The 16901-nt window shown below is 48.9% G+C and carries 12 protein-coding genes; 11 read left to right on the top strand and 1 reads right to left on the bottom strand.

Features of this window, described 5'->3' with window-relative positions:
- Positions 1-307: 307 nt before the first annotated feature.
- The 3 genes from H6F67_RS21720 to H6F67_RS21710 all read left to right on the top strand — a co-directional run bounded on the left by H6F67_RS21720 (position 308) and on the right by H6F67_RS21710 (position 7088).
- Positions 308-2806 (top strand): filamentous hemagglutinin N-terminal domain-containing protein, encoded by a 2499-nt coding sequence (locus H6F67_RS21720; RefSeq protein WP_190768737.1) that lies wholly within the window; start codon positions 308-310, stop codon positions 2804-2806.
- Between the two features lie 10 nt (positions 2807-2816).
- A complete protein-coding gene (locus H6F67_RS21715) occupies positions 2817-5393 on the top strand; it encodes a CHAT domain-containing protein (RefSeq protein ID WP_190768736.1) in 2577 nt (858 codons plus the stop codon).
- A 372-nt stretch (positions 5394-5765) separates the two neighbouring features.
- Complete coding sequence (locus H6F67_RS21710) at positions 5766-7088, top strand: NB-ARC domain-containing protein (RefSeq protein ID WP_190768735.1); 1323 nt, start codon at positions 5766-5768, stop codon at positions 7086-7088.
- 202 nt (positions 7089-7290) lie between these two features.
- Here the strand turns inward: H6F67_RS21710 and H6F67_RS21705 are convergent, their stop codons facing one another.
- Entirely contained in the window at positions 7291-8145 is an 855-nt protein-coding gene (locus tag H6F67_RS21705; protein ID WP_190768734.1) for a C39 family peptidase, read from the bottom strand.
- A 462-nt stretch (positions 8146-8607) separates the two neighbouring features.
- Here H6F67_RS21705 and H6F67_RS21700 point away from each other — a divergent pair, with 462 nt between their 5' ends.
- The 8 genes from H6F67_RS21700 to H6F67_RS21665 all read left to right on the top strand — a co-directional run bounded on the left by H6F67_RS21700 (position 8608) and on the right by H6F67_RS21665 (position 16885).
- Positions 8608-9030: a CAP domain-containing protein gene (locus tag H6F67_RS21700; protein WP_190768733.1), complete on the top strand. Its 423-nt coding sequence runs from the start codon at positions 8608-8610 to the stop codon at positions 9028-9030.
- Positions 9031-9039: 9 nt separating this feature from the next.
- On the top strand, positions 9040-10923 hold the full coding sequence (locus tag H6F67_RS21695; RefSeq protein ID WP_190768732.1) for a S8 family serine peptidase: 1884 nt from the start codon (positions 9040-9042) through the stop codon (positions 10921-10923).
- 177 nt (positions 10924-11100) lie between these two features.
- Positions 11101-11286: a hypothetical protein gene (locus H6F67_RS21690; protein ID WP_190768731.1), complete on the top strand. Its 186-nt coding sequence runs from the start codon at positions 11101-11103 to the stop codon at positions 11284-11286.
- Between the two features lie 228 nt (positions 11287-11514).
- Positions 11515-12630: a DUF2235 domain-containing protein gene (locus H6F67_RS21685; protein WP_190768730.1), complete on the top strand. Its 1116-nt coding sequence runs from the start codon at positions 11515-11517 to the stop codon at positions 12628-12630.
- Between the two features lie 54 nt (positions 12631-12684).
- Positions 12685-13563, top strand: coding sequence for a bile acid:sodium symporter family protein (locus H6F67_RS21680; RefSeq protein WP_190768729.1), 879 nt, complete (start codon positions 12685-12687; stop codon positions 13561-13563).
- Between the two features lie 60 nt (positions 13564-13623).
- Entirely contained in the window at positions 13624-14007 is a 384-nt protein-coding gene (locus tag H6F67_RS21675; protein WP_190768728.1) for a nuclear transport factor 2 family protein, read from the top strand.
- A gap of 123 nt (positions 14008-14130) precedes the next feature.
- Positions 14131-15492 carry a hypothetical protein gene (locus tag H6F67_RS21670; protein WP_199304563.1) on the top strand — a complete coding sequence of 454 codons (1362 nt, stop codon included), beginning with the start codon at positions 14131-14133 and terminating at the stop codon, positions 15490-15492.
- 112 nt (positions 15493-15604) lie between these two features.
- Positions 15605-16885: a glycosyltransferase gene (locus H6F67_RS21665; RefSeq protein WP_190768727.1), complete on the top strand. Its 1281-nt coding sequence runs from the start codon at positions 15605-15607 to the stop codon at positions 16883-16885.
- The last annotated feature ends 16 nt before the right edge of the window (positions 16886-16901 follow it).

Raw genomic sequence — 16901 nt, 5'->3', positions numbered from 1 at the left:
AAGATTTGGGTCGGTCAAGTTTCTGTTTCAATTAGTCACACATTGTCAAACCTTTGCTTTTGCCAAAGCATTTATGTACGGCTACTGTTCATCTCCTATTTAGGATTGCTGTATATCTTGCGATCGTAGGAAAAAATGATAGAGTTTCACCATGCTTTTTGGTTGAACTGAACGATCGTTGAACAAACTTGATTGCATTTGACCTACTGCATTTGGAGGGCATCTTGTGAAAACTCAATGGGTGCGGGGTCAGATCGCTACAGTCATGCTGGGGTGTGCTGGAAGTATCGTACTTAGCAGCCCTTGCATGGCTCAAGTCGTACCGGATCAAACGTTGCCTGTCGGAGAGCGATCGCAAGTATCTGGTGATTCCAACATTCAAATCGATGGCGGCGCAACGCGAGGCAGCAATTTGTTTCACAGCTTTCGCGAATTTTCAGTTCCCACTGGTGGCTCAGCTTCATTCAATAACGCGCCGCAAATTGAAAACATTCTGACCAGAGTGACGGGCGATTCTGTCTCGAATATTGACGGACTGCTGCGATCGAACGGCACAGCAAATCTATTTCTGCTCAATCCCAACGGCATCATTTTTGGTGCAAATGCGCGTCTAGATGTGGGCGGTGCATTTGTCTCATCCACCGCAGATGCGATCGCCTTTCCCAATGGTGATCTGTTTAGCGCCACCAATCCCACAGCACCCACGCCACTGCTCAACGTCAATCCCAACGCTCTACTGTTTAACCAGCTTAATCCGCAGCCAATTATCTCTCAAGGAGCCACTTTACAGGTTCCCGATGGTCAAACTTTAACGTTGCTTGGTGGGGCGGTCAATGTGGAAGGTGGGCAGTTACTCGCACCCGGAGGACGGGTGGAATTGGCAGGGGTGGCATCTCCAGGCGAGGTGGGATTGAGGCAGCAGGGGCAGGAATGGCGGTTGAGTGTCCCAGATGGATTGGCGAGGGCGGATGTGGCGATCGGCAATGATGCGATCGTGGATGTTCGTTCTAGTGGCGGTGGTAGCATTGCAATCACCGCTCGCAACTTCACGGGCACTGGAGCCGAAACAGGGGTAGGCGCAGGGTTAGGGACTGTCGATGCTCAAGCAGGAGACATTGATATCAACGCCACAGAAGCCATTAATCTTGATGGAGCAGTGATCGCCAATCAAGTTGCACCAGGCGGCACAGGCAATGCTGGGAATATCAACATCACCACAGGTACGCTTTCTCTCACCAACGGCGGGACAGTGAATGCTGCCACGTTTGGACAAGGCGATGCCGGAAATGTCACGATTACGGCAAGCGATGCGGTGTCCTTCGGTGGGGTGGCTAGCAATGGATTTGGCAGCGGTGCTTCTAGCTTTGTGGCACCTGGCGGCATTGGTCAAGGCGGCAACATCAGCATCACCACAGGCACGCTCTCCCTCACCAACGGGGCGCAAGTGAGTACTGGCACGTCTGGACAAGGCAATGCCGGAAATGTCACGATTACGGCAAGCGATGCGATATCCTTCGATGGCATGGGCAGCAAGGTACTTCCCAGCGATGATTCCGGCGTTGATTATAGATTTCCCAGCGGTGCTTTTAGCGGGGTGTTTGGAGGTGTTGGACAGGGCGGCAACGTCAGCATCACCACAGGCACGCTTTCCCTCACCAACGGCGGGACAGTGAATGCTGCCACGTATGGACGAGGCAATGCCGGAAATATCACGATTATGGCGAGAGATGCCGTGTCCTTTGATGGGGTAGGCAGCAATGGATTTCCCAGCGGTGTTCTTAGCTTAGTGGGAGTTGGAGGTGTTGGTCAGGGGGGCAACATCAGCATCACTACCGGCACGCTTTCTGTCACCAACGGGGGGGTAGTAAGTGCTAGCACATCTGGACGAGGCAATGCCGGAAATGTCACGATTACGGCAAGCGATGCGGTGTCCTTCGATGGGGTGGACAGCGATGGATTTGGCAGCGGTGCTGTTAGCACGGTGGTATCTGGAGGCATTGGTCAGGGAGGAACGATCGCAGTGAATACCGATCGATTCTCCATCACGAATGGAGCGCAATTATCCGCCTCTTCTGAAGGTCAAGGAGCGGCAGGCGACTTAGAGGTAACGGCTCGTCAACTTCGTCTCGACAATCAGGGATCGATTCAGGCACGAACAACATCGGGGCAGGGCGGCAACATCATCCTGCAAGTGCCCAATTTCTTGCTGTTGCGGCGCGGTAGCTTCATCTCCACCACAGCGGGAACGGATCAAGCAGGCGGCGATGGCGGCAACATCACCTTTAACGGCGATTTCATCGTCGCGGTTCCCTCAGAAAATAGCGACATTACTGCTAATGCGTTCACCGGAAGCGGCGGCAGCGTGGACATTACCGCACAAGCAATCTTTGGGCTTGAATTTCGTCCTGGCTTAACGTCTCAAAGCGACATCACCGCTAGCTCCCAGTTCGGCACACAGGGCACAGTCACCTTCAACACGCCCGATGTCGATCCAACTCAAGGCTTAACTGAACTGCCTGCCGATGTCGTGGATGCCTCAGACCAGATTGTGATCGGCTGCTCGCCCACCGCCACCGCCCAAGCCAGCCGAGGCGAGTTCTACGCAACCGGACGCGGCGGCATTGCTCCATCCCCGACTGACCCGATCGCCAGCAGCGACATTCTTGAAGACTTGCAGCCGCCCGCATCCTGGAGCGCATCCGCTGATCCAACCGCTGAAATTGTCGAAGCACAGGGCTGGCAGGTGAACGATCGCGGCGAAGTCATGCTCGTCGCCGCCACGCTGCCAAGTCACTGTGGACGATAAGGAGAAGGCAATGATGCTGCGATCGATCCTGATTTTTCTGCTGAGTTTGATGCTTGCGATCGGTGCGCCTGCGATCGCCAATTTTACGCCCGTGACTGCAACAACTGTTCGATCGAATTCGGCTCAGTCATTACTTCAGCAAGGCATTACGCTTTACGATCGCGAACAGTTTTCTGAAGCGATCGCGCTTTGGCAGCAGGCCAATCAAAATTTCATTGCCGAACAAAATCCGCTGGGTCAAGCACTCACGCTCAGCAACTTATCGCTCGCCTATCAGCAACTCGGCCAGCTAGAACTTGCACAAACATCGATCGAGGCCAGCTTGAAGCTTTTATCTGAAGCAACTCCAACTTCAGACCAAGCTGAAATCTACGCCAAAGCTTTGAATACGCAAGGCAAACTTTACTGGCTGCAAAATCAGTTAGAAGCCGCGCTCACCGCTTGGCAAACTGCGGCTCAGGCCTATGCTCAAGCTGGAAATCAAGAGGGCATCGCGATCGCCCAAATCAATCAGGCCAGAGCTTTACAAGCATTAGGATTCACTCGTCAGTCAGCCGATTTATTACAGCAAATTTACCAGCAAATTCAACAGCAACCGAATGAATTAAAAGCCATTGTTTTACGGAATTTGGGAAGTGTTCTGCGGCAGATTGGCGATCTCGATGGCTCCCGCGATCGACTTAAAGAAAGCTTAGCGATCGCAACCAATCCAGCCAACCGCAGCTTGATTTCGCTGGAGTTAGGCAATACCGAATGGGCAACAGGCGATCGACTGTTGGCGATCGGACGACCTGCCGCCGAACATCTGCAAGCAGCACTCAATTACTATCAGCAAGCGCATGATTTAGACGGTTCATTACCCGCACAGCTTAATCGCTTCAGCCTTCTGATTGCCATGCAGCAGACCGAAACTGCACTGCGTCAACTGCCCATTCTCGAACAAAACATTCAGCAACTACCGACAGGTCGAACCGCAATTTATACGGCCATTCATTTCACTGAAAGCTGGATGAAACTGACCCAGAGTCATGATTCAGATTTAGGCATTGCTCAACTTCTTGCAACCGCAATTCAACAAGCAAAAACATTGAACGATCTGCGGGCAGAATCTTATGCGCTAGGGCAACTCGGCAGCCTATACGAAAAGACTGGACAGTGGACAGATGCTCAAACACTCACCGAGCAGGCGTTGCTGAAAATGGAAACCATTCAGGCTCCCGAAATTCGCTATCGCTGGGAGTGGCAACTGGGACGTTTAGCGCAAAAGGAAAATCAGCGCGAGGATGCGATCGCTTCCTATCAAGCTGCGATCGCGACGTTGCGATCGATTCGTGCCGATCTACTCAGCGTCAATCCGGATGTGCAGTTCTCGTTTCGCGATAATGTTGAACCTGTGTATCGTGAATTTATTGCACTGTTACTCAGTGACAATTCAGGGCAGTCACCTAGTCAAACCCAGCTTCAGCAAGCAATTCAAACCGTCGATGGATTACAGCTTGCGGAATTAGAAAACTATCTAGGCTGCACGTTAGCGAATCTTGAACAAGTCAGCGAAATTCAAGATAACAAAGCTGCAATTATTTACCCGATTCTGCTGCAAAATGACAGCGACGACCGCATTGCAATCATCGCTCAATTTCCCAATCAACCGAATCAATTAATTTACGCTGAAACTTCAATTGAGGCGCGATCGACTGAACAAACGATTCGATCGCTGCGAGAAAATTTAGAAATTCCCAGTCGCACACCCGAAGTATTAGCAGGCGCAAAAACGCTATATAGCTGGATTATCAAACCGCTAGAGGCAGAACTGACGCAAACCTCTGTTGAAACGCTGGTATTTGTGTTAGATGGTGCGTTGCGAAATGTGCCGATGTCCATTCTTCACGATGGCGATCGATACCTAATCGAAAGCTATGCCGTCGCGATCGCCCCGCGTTTAGAAGTGTTCACGCCTAGTCCCTCTCCTGAAGCGCTGAGGGTCAGTATTGGCGGCGTTGGCATTGAGCAAACGATCGATGAAACGGAATATCCGCCAATTTTGAAGCTGCAAGAAGAGATCGATCGAATTGCGCGATCGGTGGCGATCGGGACTCCTTTAATTAACCAGGCTTTTACGATCGAAAACATTCATCAACAATTACAAACTCGCGAGTTCTCAGCCATTCACTGGAAGACGCATGGAACCTTCAGTTCTGATCCGGCAGAAACTTACGTAGTTGCCTATCAAGAACGCATCACCGCAAACACATTAAGCGATTTAATTCAGGTCAGCAGTCGCAGCGGCGTTCGTCCTTTAGAGCTATTAGTGTTAAGCGCTTGTGAAACCGCAAGTGGCGATAATCGTGCTGTTTTGGGATTAGCAGGACTTGCTGCCAGAACCGGAACCCGCAGCGTTTTATCAACACTATGGATCGCCCAAGATATCCCAAATACTGAATTTATGGCGCAATTTTACCAAGCGCTGTCTCAACCCGGAATCACCAAGGCGGAAGCAGTTCGTCAAGCTCAACTTGCGCTCATTCAAAGCGGATATACTACGCCTCATATTTGGGGTAACTATGCTTTGATCGGCAATTGGCTATAAAAAATTTCGATCGCCATCTGCCATCGCTCCAGGCATTCTGCCAACGTGAGTTCGATGCAATGGCTGCGATTTCCTCAAAGTTTGCTAGATCCTCCATAAATGGAACTTTCGACCCGCAAGCAGCCACCCATCACCGCAACCTGTCAAACACTCGATCGCCCCCACCCACAATCCTCAAAGTCCCCCATTCATGGGGGATTTAGGGGGCTTTCCAAAGAGCGCAACGCGGCAGACGACTAAAATTCTTATACTTTTGTAAACATACGCAGAATTCTCGGTCTCTAGCGGCGAACACCCATAGATTCATCCAGGAAAAAGTCAAAGTTTGAGCTGCAATCACGCAGCCTATTGAATTCTCATCAAGGTGCATCTATGCCTTCAATATCTTCTACCAAGCGAGCTGAGCGCGGAGTGATTCTCACCCCTCAAGGCTGGTACAAACTACAACAAGCGATGCAGGAATCAGAAACAGAACACAACTGGGGACGGCGCTTTACTCAAGAACAATTGAGCGATCGCGCTGGTTTATCGATCCACACAGTTGCTCGCATTCTTAAACGTGAAAAAGCGGTTGATAAGCTGTCGATCGAATACTTCATGCGGAGCTTTGGCTTACAGCTTGCTCCAGAAGATTGCGTTCGACCAATGGCATCAGCAGAGGAAATTGAACGACCTCAATCGCAGCAGGATTGGGGAACCGCGATCGATGTGTCAATGTTTTATGGACGAGAAACAGAACTGAAACAGTTGCATGAATGGATTTGTGTAGAGCGCTGTCGCTTCATTTCCTTGTTCGGAATGAGTGGAATTGGGAAAAGTACTTTAGCGGTGAAAACGGCGCGGCAAATTCAGAATCAGTTTGAGAATGTGATCTGGCGATCGCTGCAATCGATGCCTTCTTTAGAAGCGTTTGTTGAGGATATCCTACAATCTTTGCGGCAGTTACAGTGCTGCAATCTTGTACTTGCGACCAGTCTAGATAGCAAAATGTCTCAGCTTATTGAATGCTTACAACAGTCTCGATGTCTGCTTATTCTTGACAATATTGAGTCCGTTTTGAGCAATGCTGGTCAAGTCGGGCGCGATCGCTCAGGCTGTGAAGACTACCGACATTTGTTGCGGACATTGGCTGAAGTTCCACACCAAAGTTGCATTCTGCTGACAAGTCAAGAAAAGCCGAGAGAGCTTGCGTTGCTGTCAGGAAATCAATCTCAGGTACGAGAGTTGCGCTTAACAGGATTGAATGGTGCTGAGGGACGCAAATTGTTCCGACATTATGGCGAATTCACGGGCACTGAGGCAGAATGGAATGCCTTAATCGAACATTATGCTGGAAACCCATTAGCACTCAAGCTCGTCGCGATCGCAACGCAAGAATTGTTTAATGGCAGCATTGCAAAGGTTTTGAAATGGGTACAAGGCGGATTAATCTTTGATGATATTCGGAATTTGCTAGAGCGCCAGTTCAACCGACTCTCAAACACTGAGCAGGCAACAATGTGTTGGCTAGCCACTCGCCCTGAACCTGTTTCTGTTGCAGAATTAGGCGAGGATCTTGCCAACCAAGCCTGCAAACGAGAGCTACCAGAAGCAATTTATTCACTGATGCGGCGATCGCTGGTTGACAAGAATGGTGAACTGTTCTCAATGCAACCATTTGTGATCAACTATGTGCTTGAACGGTTTATTCAATAAATCTCTTGCACGAGTCAATTTTTGCCCCTAAAGCGGTTAAGCATCGAGCTTCAAAGTCAACCAATTTTGGAAAATTTAGAGGGCAAAAAAGGGTTGTGATTAATCGCTCAAACCTCCTGTCCTGGAAAAGCCGCTCTCAAAGAGCGGCTTTAGGACTAGAAATCCCCGTGCCCCAAGCGGAAGAGGATGTCAAGCTTTCAGGTTATTCCCGGCTATTCCCGTAGAAGGTTCTGCCCCAACCAGCGGCGCGATCGTTGTTGCGGGCGTACAGCCAGCGGCGGGTGAGAATTTTACGCGAATAGCGCACCGATCGACCGTTTGTCGCTGGACCGCGATAGCCGTTGAGCAGTGAGCCATACGGATCATGAAAGATGTAATTCTCTCCATCCGCGTCTCGCCCGATGCAGACGATCACATGACCGCCCCTGGGTTCGGCTAATGTTCCCCGGTGAAAAATTGAAATCACAACGGGTAGACCTTTGAGCAGGGATTCGTCGATATCTGAAAAGCCCATATCCTGACGGAAGCGCGATCGAATTCCCACCGCTTCAAGGGCTTTGGTTTGAACTGCGTGATTGGTCGTGTCGCCAAACCTGTTAACGATCTTCCAAAACGCATCGTCGCTGTCGATCTCTGCACCTAAGAACCGCGCCACCATAAAGCAGGATGTGGTGTTGCAGGTGCGGTGCGGCTGCACACGATTGTCGGTTTGCTCTTCAAACTCGACAGGCAGTAAAATCGCGCCGATGCCCTCGTCCGTTGTGGGAGCGATCCGCGTACTCGCCATGTCAATCAGTTTATTGAATGACGATTGACCCAGCACGTAGCGATTGGGGTCATCCTCACCTGACGAGAGCCAAACGGCTTCCTTGAATTCGGCAAATTCAGCAAGGGTACGATCGCCCACAATGCCATCGATCGATCCCACGTTGTAGCCTGCCTGCTTAAGTAGAGTTTGCAGTTCGATTGCCGCCTGCTCAGGAAGCTGACTGATTTCGATCGGCGTAGACGCAATCGCTTGAAGTAGTTGCCGTGTCCGAAGTAGTTGCTGTGTCATAAAGTTACCAAAATTAGAGGAATTTCCGTGCTTTCAGGCCGGAGAAGATGTCAACAAAACACTGCTGTAGCTGCTTAGTGGTTGATCAAGCTGCAATTTGAATAATTTAGCTAGCTCGATCGCTTGTGCAGTTTGAGCAGTTGGGAAAAATTGATTGTAAGAGCGTTAGTCAACACAACTTACTTTTCAATCTACTGTGTTCAATTTATTGCGATGTTTTGAGTTGCACCAGGCAAGATCAGCCTCTCAATCTCTAACTTATAGTGTGGCTGCATGATGTTAAGTTGCGGTTTCACTGCTCGATTTTGCCTGGTGATTCTAGAGGCTGAAGGAGATACTGAATTCATTGAACTTCCCGCATAAATCGTTGCAGAACTTAGGCGGAAAGTTTGATGAAAGCGAATTATAAACGCTTTCGTTCAATGCAACTGAAACCTTGAACTTAACGGAGAAAACTCAACCATGACGTGCCCAGGAAACAATCAACAATCGCCGCAGCCTTCTAGCGGAGGTGGAGACATCGCCCAAAGAGTGCTTGACCTGACAAATGCAGAGCGCAGCCGAGCGGGAGCGCCACCCCTCAGCCTGCATCCGCAATTGATGGCGGCGGCTCAGCATCATACTAATCTGATGGTGCAGCACAACCAATTGACTCACCAGTTGCCAGGACAGCCAGATTTTAGTGAGCGCATTTCACAAGCAGGCTACGCACGGGGTTATGCAGCAGAAAATATTGCCCAAGGACAGACTTCACCTGAACAGGTAATGTCCTCTTGGATGAACTCGCCGGGACATCGGGAAAATCTGCTCAATCCCAAATTTCAGCATCTTGGTGTGGGGTTTGCCAATAATTTCTGGACTCAGAAGTTTGCAAGTCCCGCATAAGGATGAGATGTGAATACTTCAACTAGAAACCGATCGAATGTTTCTAGTTCAGCGATCGCAATTCAATCAATTCATGCACTCTCTGGATTGCGATCGCTTTACTCTGAAACCCTCGGTGATCCTCGAATTTGCATCGCTGTTCTAGATGGTTCCGTTGACCAGTCTCATCCCTGCTTTGCAGGCGCAAATCTCACTCAGATTCAAACGCTCGTTTCGGGTTTTGCCAAGTCTAAATCTGTTAATAAACACGGAACGCACGTTGCCAGCATTATCTTTGGACAACCGAATAGTTCTGTACCTGGAATTGCTCCTGGTTGTCGAGGTTTAATTGTTCCCGTGTTTGCAGATGGGCAAGAAGAATTAGTGCCTTGTTCACAGCTTGATCTCGCCCGCGCCATTACTCAAGCTGTGGAGCAAGGAGCCAATGTGATTAACATTAGCGGCGGCCAGTTGACGCAATCGGGTGAACCTGATCCCTTCCTCACGAATGCCATTCAATTGTGTAAAGAAAACAATGTTCTGATTGTTGCGGCAACTGGAAACGATGGATGTGCTTGTCTACATCTTCCTGCTGCGATCGCGTCTGTACTCGCTGTCGGAGCAATGGATGCTCAACTACAACCAATGGAGTTTAGTAATTGGGGCGAAGCCTACCAAACTAACGGAATTCTTGCTCCTGGAGAAAACATTTTAGGTGCGGTTCCAGGTGGTGGAACGAAAACAATGAGCGGCACTAGCTTTGCAGCCCCGATCGTCTCTGGCATTGCTGCTCTACTGCTCAGTCTTCAGTTGAAACAAGGCAGCAAACCCGATCCGGAAGCGGTTCGCAAGTCGATTCTTCAAAGTGCTTTGCCCTGTCAACAACCGAGTTCAAACTGTCAGCGCTTTTTAGCCGGAAGGCTCAATGTTCCTGGGGCACACGCCCTGATTACTAAAGGAGAAATTTCAGCAATGATTGACCAAACCCAAGAAGAAGCCATGATCCAAGCCAGCGCAATGACTCAAGAATTCACCCCTGCACCAGAGATGATTCAACCTAGTGAAATGAGTCATCCTACCCCAGAAGTGGCTACGGCTGTTACTCCTTCTGGTGCAGAAGGAGAGTGTTCCTGCGGCGGTGGAGCAGTAAAACAAATTCAACTTGTTTATGCGCTGGGAGAACTAGGAACGGATTTTGGCAGCGAAGCCCGTCGAGATGCATTTTATCAGGCAAAGCCAGAAGAAATGCCGCTGCTCGATTATCTCGATCAAAACCCTTGGGAAGCGCAATCGCTGATTTGGACATTGAATCTGGATGCGACACCGATCTATGCAATTGTGCCAGTGGGTGCATATGCCAGTTTAATTTATGATCGACTGCGCTCTTTCCTGCGGGACGAGAACATCGAGCGGGTTTCGATTCCAGGACGGGTGGCAGGCAGTATGAAACTGCTGTCGGGTCAAACAGTTCCAGTCGTAGTTCCAGAAGTTCGAGGAATGTATGGATGGTCGATCGCTGCCCTGATTGAACAATTGATGCAAACTAATCCATCTGGAGCATCGGAGCAGGACTATCGGAACAAGATTCAAGAATACTTAGAGCGGATCTACTATGAATTCCGCAACTTGGGGACAACTCCGCAAGAACGGGCGCTCAACTTCTCAGCCACCAATGCGTTTCAAATTGCCGATGTGATGTCTACGGGAACGGCTGCGGATATCGGTCTGGACACGATCACGGTTGAGAAAAGTCCGATCTGTCGCCCCGATTCCGACTGCTACGACGTGAAAGTTAAGTTTTTTAATTTAGAGGACAGCCGCAGGGCTGGAAAAATCTTTCGGTTCACGGTTGATGTCAGCGAAGTGATTCCGGTTTCGATCGGTCGAGTTCGTTCTTGGTCGATCGCCAGCTAGCTATTACCCAGCTAGCTATTACCCAGCTAACTATCACCCAGCTAACTATCACAAGAACAAAGCATTCTTCCGGGCTGTGTCTGCCCGTTATCAGACACGACATGACCTGTGAGGGAGAGATTTTCTCGCTAGCACCTCGCAGAACGAACACTCAAAACCAACACAAGGAGAAACACCATGAAACTTCCAATCCAAGCTCAACCGATCGACAGAAAAGTGAGTTCCACTCACAGTCCGCTGGATGGTTCTAACGGCGTGAAGCCTCAATTCTTCTGTCCGGGAGGACCTAATCTTGTCAACTGCGGACCCGGCAAGTACGCGATTAGCGACGGCTGGCTGAGCTGTGCCTGCGTAGACGGATAGTGCGATCGCGGCTTTTGTAGGGTGCGTTAACCGTGCGTGAAACGCACCATCCCTACCGCTGAATTGGGTGGGTTATGCACTTTGCTAACCCACCCTACATTCGAGGTTGATGTTAATTCCTGAAGAAGTCGATCGCGCTTTTGCAGTTTACTACTAAGTCAAGCAGCCTATTAGAAGAAACTGCAACAAGAGGAAAAGTTTACACATTGCAATCAGCAGGAGCACATTATGAAACGATTGATTATTTGCTGTGATGGAACGTGGCAAACATTGACCAACCTGGCTCCCACCAATGTCTTCAAAATTGCTCAGATCATCAAGCCGATCGCACACGACGGGACACCGCAACTGAGCTACTACCAGCCTGGACTCGGCACCGAACATGGCGAGTTTGACAGAATCACAGACGGGATTCTGGGTTGGGGAATCGATACTGAAATTCAGGAAGCTTACCGTTTCCTCTGTTTCAACTATGAACCCGGTGACGAGATCTACTTATTTGGATTCAGTCGAGGAGCTTACACGGTACGCAGTTTAGCAGGCTTTCTTTACTGTGCAGGACTCTTGCAGCGTCCCCACATTCGCAAAGTGCCACAAGCCTACGAACTGTATCGCGATCGCGCTCTGTCGCCGAGTCACCCTGCCGCGATCGCATTCCGAAGTCAACACGGGGAGGCGGTTCCCATCAAACTTTTAGCCTGTTGGGATACCGTCGGCAAACTGGGAGTTCCGAACCAAATTCCTTGGCTCAGCGAGTGGGCAAACGCTAAGTACCAGTTTCATGATACGAAGCTAAATCGCCAAATTGAACATGCACTTCATGCCGTCGCGATCGATGAACGGCGCAAGGTGTTTGAGGTGACACCAATGACGATTAGTGAAGGTGTAACTACCACACTGAATCAGGTTTGGTTTCCAGGAACGCATAGTTGTGTGGGAGGTGGACTACCGGATTCTTCAGGGCTATCTGATGCTACGCTACTGTGGACGATCGATATGATTGGCAAACTGCGTTTAGGACTAGAATTTGTGGATCATCCTGAAAAGGTAGCGGATGGCGGCATCAAACCTGATTACACGATCTCTTTTGACCCGCAAACTGAAGACCTACTCGCACTTGGAGGCATCAGCGATCGGATATTGTGCAGCTCAAAAAATGATAGTCAAGCCTTTTTCGATCACAACATTCACCTCAGCGCAAAACAACGCTGGGCGCTAACACAAGCGCCATTGTACCGACCCAAGAATTTGGAACCCTACCAGCAATGGCTTGATGCTTTTGTTGCCCCATTGACACACAAAGGTCGTGCTGCGATCGCAGTCGAAAACGGCCTCACAAAATGAATCTCTATCTTTTTGAACGGATTCAATTCTCTCTAACCGTCAATTTCTACTCCAATGCAAAGCAATTTTTTCACTGAAATTCTACTCCCGCTAGCGCTGGCAATTGTCATGCTCGGAATGGGGCTAAGTCTAGTTCCAAAAGACTTTCAGCGCATCACCCGCGACCCCATAGCCGTTGCAGTGGGAACGATCTGTCAAGTGTTGCTATTGCCACTGATTGGAGTATTGATTACGCTGATTGTGCCGATGCAAAGTGCGATCGCGGTTGGCTTAATTGTCCTCGCTGTTTGTCCGGGTGGCCCTTCCTCTAATCTTCTCACCTATCTGGCAAAAGGCGATGTTGCGCTCTCAGTCACGCTGACAGCACTCAGCAGCATCATCACCGTATTTACGATCCCGATTTTTACTAATTTGGCACTCCAGCATTTCTTAGATCAAAGCGCTGCAATTTCGCTGCCGATCGGAAGAACAATGCTGCAAATCTTTCTGATTACATTGTTGCCGATCGCGATCGGAATGCTCATTCGCCACCAGTTTCCCAACACAGCGAGGCGTATTGAAAAGCAAATGAGTCGCCTTGCAGCAGGGTTACTCGCATTGATTATTATGCTGATATTGATTCGGGAAGGCAGCAAGCTTCCAGGCTTCATTGTTCAAGTTGGAATTGGCGTGTTGCTGCTTAATTTGCTCGCAATCCTGTCAGGCTTCCTGGCTGGAAAGCTGTTTCGGCTACCGATCGAGCAACAGATTTGTATTGCGATCGAAGTTGGAATTCAAAATGGAACCTTAGCGATCGCCACCACCGCTGGTTTACTCAACAATCTTGATATGGCTGTGCCTGCTGCGGTTTATAGTCTGTTGATGTATGTAACTGGCTTTGGAGCCGTTCTTTATGGCAGAAAAGCAAGCAGTCGTGTGTCTACCTTGGAATAGAAGGATCACCGTGATTGAGAATGGCTTATAACTATCGAATAGCGATGAAGGAGAATTTCAATGTCACCTGAGTTAATCCAGAAACTGATTACGTCCTACTTTTCGAGTCTTCAAGAGATGGATGCATCTGGATGGGCAGAAAACTTTACGAAAGATGCGATTATCTATGATCCGGTTGGCAATCCACCGAGCAAAGCGCGTGAGAATGCTCAAGCCTTTTTTGGACTGCTTTCAATGGCGTTTGAGAAGTTAGAACTCTCTCAAGACAATGTTTTTATTGCAGGCAATGGGGCAGCAGTGAAATGGACGATGCGAGGATTGGGTAAGAGCGGAAAACAGGGAATTTCTGAAGGAATCAGCGTGTTTGAAATTCAGGATGGCAAGATTCAGCAAGTATCTTCCTACTGGGATGATGCAGCAATGATGGCTCAAATTAAAAGCTAAAAACAGTAAACCTGCTTTGAAAATGGCAGTGGGCTTGATTGCAAATGCTGCTGTTATGATGCCTCAAGGCAAGAAATAATTCATGTCAAAATCGAGCTTGACGCTTGCGGGAATTAAGGACATATGACTTCCAGCAAACAACTCGTTTATATCTTTGCAACCATTGCTGCGACGACGAGTTTTGTCACCTTTGAATTTAGTCGAACGGGTGTATCGATCGCCACTACAGCCGCAATCAACGATCGCAATCAGGTGACATTTCGGAACCTAGATTCCTCAGCGGATATGAGTGATGGCTTTGCTTTGTTTAGTAGTCCACCTGCCATTCACGATCGCGAAACGGTTGCTTTCACTGCGGTTAGATCAAGTGGAGAAGCCTTGACCGGAAGGAAAGGCCGTCTCACTTCGATCGCCAATCGTCTTGGCAACTTTCGCTCGTTTGAAGGGGTTGATGTTAACGAAGGTTCGCTACTCGGTTCAACCGTGAATCTAAACTTCTTAAGTAAAGGTTTAAGTCACAATTCTGTGGCGTTTTGGGCAGAATTGGCGGTTGAGCGATCGGGTATTTTTCGAGCGGATGCAAACAGGCAATCCGAATTGCCAGCTAGCTTAGCTCCTCGCTACAGCGAGATTGAACGCTACACGACCACGATCGCCCCTGATGGAGATTCAGCAGACATTTACTTTCCTGCTTTACCCGACTCAGCTTGTCACACAACAGAATTTTCCATTGCTTTGATGTTGCAGGGTGCTTTAGTGGATAAGGCCGACTATTCTAACTTTGCCTCACAGGTGGCAAGCTATGGATTTATCGTCGTGGTTCCCAACAATGAAAGAACAATTTCTGCACCAAACGGCCAATCTTTTACAGGTTTGTTTGCCGAGCAAAGACAAGTCAATGATGTTTTAGCCGAAATGAAAGCGGAAGATGTCGATGCTTCTTCACCACTTTTCAGAATTGTAGATACGAGCAAAATGGGGCTGCTGGGGCACTCGTTTGGAGGAGCAGTTGGATTAGGTGCAACCCAAGCAGAAATTTGCCAGCCAGGACTTTGTTCTCCAGACTATACCATTCCTTCAGAGTTGAAGGCGGGTATTTTCTATGGAACGAGCTTTCGAGACCAGCAAACAAACGAATCTTTGCCCATCAACAATGAAGACATTGCGATCGGCCTAGTCCTAGGCAGTTTAGATGGTGTTGCTTTGCCAAGCAATACTCAAAGAACTTATGATCAAACTCTCAATTCACCCAAAGCATTGATTACGGTAGAAGGCGCAAACCACTACAGCATCACGAATGCAGATAATTTACTGCGTGAACCTAACAGACCCACACTCGATCAAGCCACAGCAACCGGAACGATCGCCCAGTGGAGCGGGCTATTTTTGCGAGCCAATCTGCTGAACGATCGCGCTGCATTCGATGCAATATTTAATACAAACCCCTTCCTCGATCCCAACGTGAGCATCATCAGTCAACCCTAGAGAATGCAGTAGGTGAGGTCGATCGCATCGGGCAACAGATTTATCTTCGGGCATATGTCGGGCATACGATAGTATGAGCATTAAATTCCTCCACGCCAAATGAGACTTTACTATGATTCGATCGCATAGGATTACAATTTTAGCCATTGGCTCAACTGGAGATCTCTATCCGTTCTGTGCTTTGGCTTTAGGATTGCAGCAGGCTGGACATCACGTTCGAGTCGCGACAAATTCTAACTTTGAAACGTTTGTACGTGGTTTAGGGCTGGATTTTGCGGCGATCGCTGGCGATTTTCAGGCTTTGCTTAAGTCAGAACTTGGACAAAAACTGCTGCAAGGCGAAAGAGTAAAGCTGATCGAAGACGACTTGTTAAGGCAGCAAATGTATGATGCGCTCAACGCTGCTCAAGATGCAGAAGTATTTATTTTTAATCAACTCACACTCTGGGGATATCATGTTGCTGAAAAACTGAACATACCTTGCTTTCTTGCTTCATCCGTTCCCTTTAGTGCAACCCAAAATTTTCCCTTTCTTAGCTTTAGCGAAGACCCAAATCTGAACCTATTCAAAGGCTGGCTCAACTATGGAAGCTATCTCCTCATAGAACTGATATCAACCTGGCAAAGTCGCGCCCTCATTGACCATGTGAGGCAGGAATGGGGCTTGCCCTCACTGCCAACACTCGGCGCTCGCTTCCGATGGGATCAACCGCGCTATCTTGCTCCATTACCCATTCTGTATGGAGTTAGCCCGTCAATCTTTCGGCAACCCAAAGACTGGAATGATTCAATTGATGTGACGGGTGCATGGTTTCTCGATCGCGCAGAGGAATATGAACCTCCCATCGCTCTTACTCAATTTCTCGAAGCAGGAGAAACACCAATTTGTGTTGGTTTTGGCAGTATGACTGATTCGACAGAAACAACATCGAACATTGTGCTGGAAGCGATCGCACTATCTAAGCAACGCGCAATTATTCTTTCAGGCTGGAGTGGATTAGGAAAAATAGAGCTTGTTAATTCACTCAAGCAGCAGGTTTTTGTGATTGATTCGGTTCCGCACAGCTGGTTGTTTTCTAAAGTGAAAGCAGTCGTCCATCATGGCGGTTCAGGCACGACTGCGGCGGTTTGTCGGGCTGGCTTGCCTTCGGTTGTTGTTCCTTATTTCGCGGATCAAAACGGCTGGGGCGATCGCTTGCATCAGTTGGGAGTTAGCCCAAAACCGATCCCCAGAAAGCAATTGACGGTTGAATCTCTTGCGAACGCAATTGCGATCGTGACCAGCAATCAAACCATGCAGCAAAAATCTGCCCAGCTTGGTCTGAGCATTAGAAATGAGAACGGTGTCGATCGAGCGGTCGCAATAATTGAGCAGTCCTTACAGAGTTATTAAGTTGTTATGAGGCTAA

Source organism: Microcoleus sp. FACHB-1515, assembly GCF_014696105.1.
Classification (GTDB): domain Bacteria; phylum Cyanobacteriota; class Cyanobacteriia; order Elainellales; family Elainellaceae; genus JAAUTJ01.
This window is presented reverse-complemented; position numbering and strand designations above follow the sequence as displayed.

What these genes read in the sequence shown, in the direction of transcription:
- H6F67_RS21690 (WP_190768731.1), top strand. Translation starts at nt 11,101, where the DNA reads ATGAAACTTCCAATCCAAGCTCAACCGATCGACAGAAAAGTGAGTTCC.
- H6F67_RS21665 (WP_190768727.1), top strand. Translation starts at nt 15,605, where the DNA reads ATGATTCGATCGCATAGGATTACAATTTTAGCCATTGGCTCAACTGGA.
- H6F67_RS21685 (WP_190768730.1), top strand. Translation starts at nt 11,515, where the DNA reads ATGAAACGATTGATTATTTGCTGTGATGGAACGTGGCAAACATTGACC.
- H6F67_RS21705 (WP_190768734.1), bottom strand. Translation starts at nt 8,145, where the DNA reads ATGACACAGCAACTACTTCGGACACGGCAACTACTTCAAGCGATTGCG.
- H6F67_RS21680 (WP_190768729.1), top strand. Translation starts at nt 12,685, where the DNA reads ATGCAAAGCAATTTTTTCACTGAAATTCTACTCCCGCTAGCGCTGGCA.
- H6F67_RS21675 (WP_190768728.1), top strand. Translation starts at nt 13,624, where the DNA reads ATGTCACCTGAGTTAATCCAGAAACTGATTACGTCCTACTTTTCGAGT.
- H6F67_RS21715 (WP_190768736.1), top strand. Translation starts at nt 2,817, where the DNA reads ATGATGCTGCGATCGATCCTGATTTTTCTGCTGAGTTTGATGCTTGCG.
- H6F67_RS21720 (WP_190768737.1), top strand. Translation starts at nt 308, where the DNA reads ATGGCTCAAGTCGTACCGGATCAAACGTTGCCTGTCGGAGAGCGATCG.
- H6F67_RS21670 (WP_199304563.1), top strand. Translation starts at nt 14,131, where the DNA reads ATGACTTCCAGCAAACAACTCGTTTATATCTTTGCAACCATTGCTGCG.
- H6F67_RS21710 (WP_190768735.1), top strand. Translation starts at nt 5,766, where the DNA reads ATGCCTTCAATATCTTCTACCAAGCGAGCTGAGCGCGGAGTGATTCTC.
- H6F67_RS21700 (WP_190768733.1), top strand. Translation starts at nt 8,608, where the DNA reads ATGACGTGCCCAGGAAACAATCAACAATCGCCGCAGCCTTCTAGCGGA.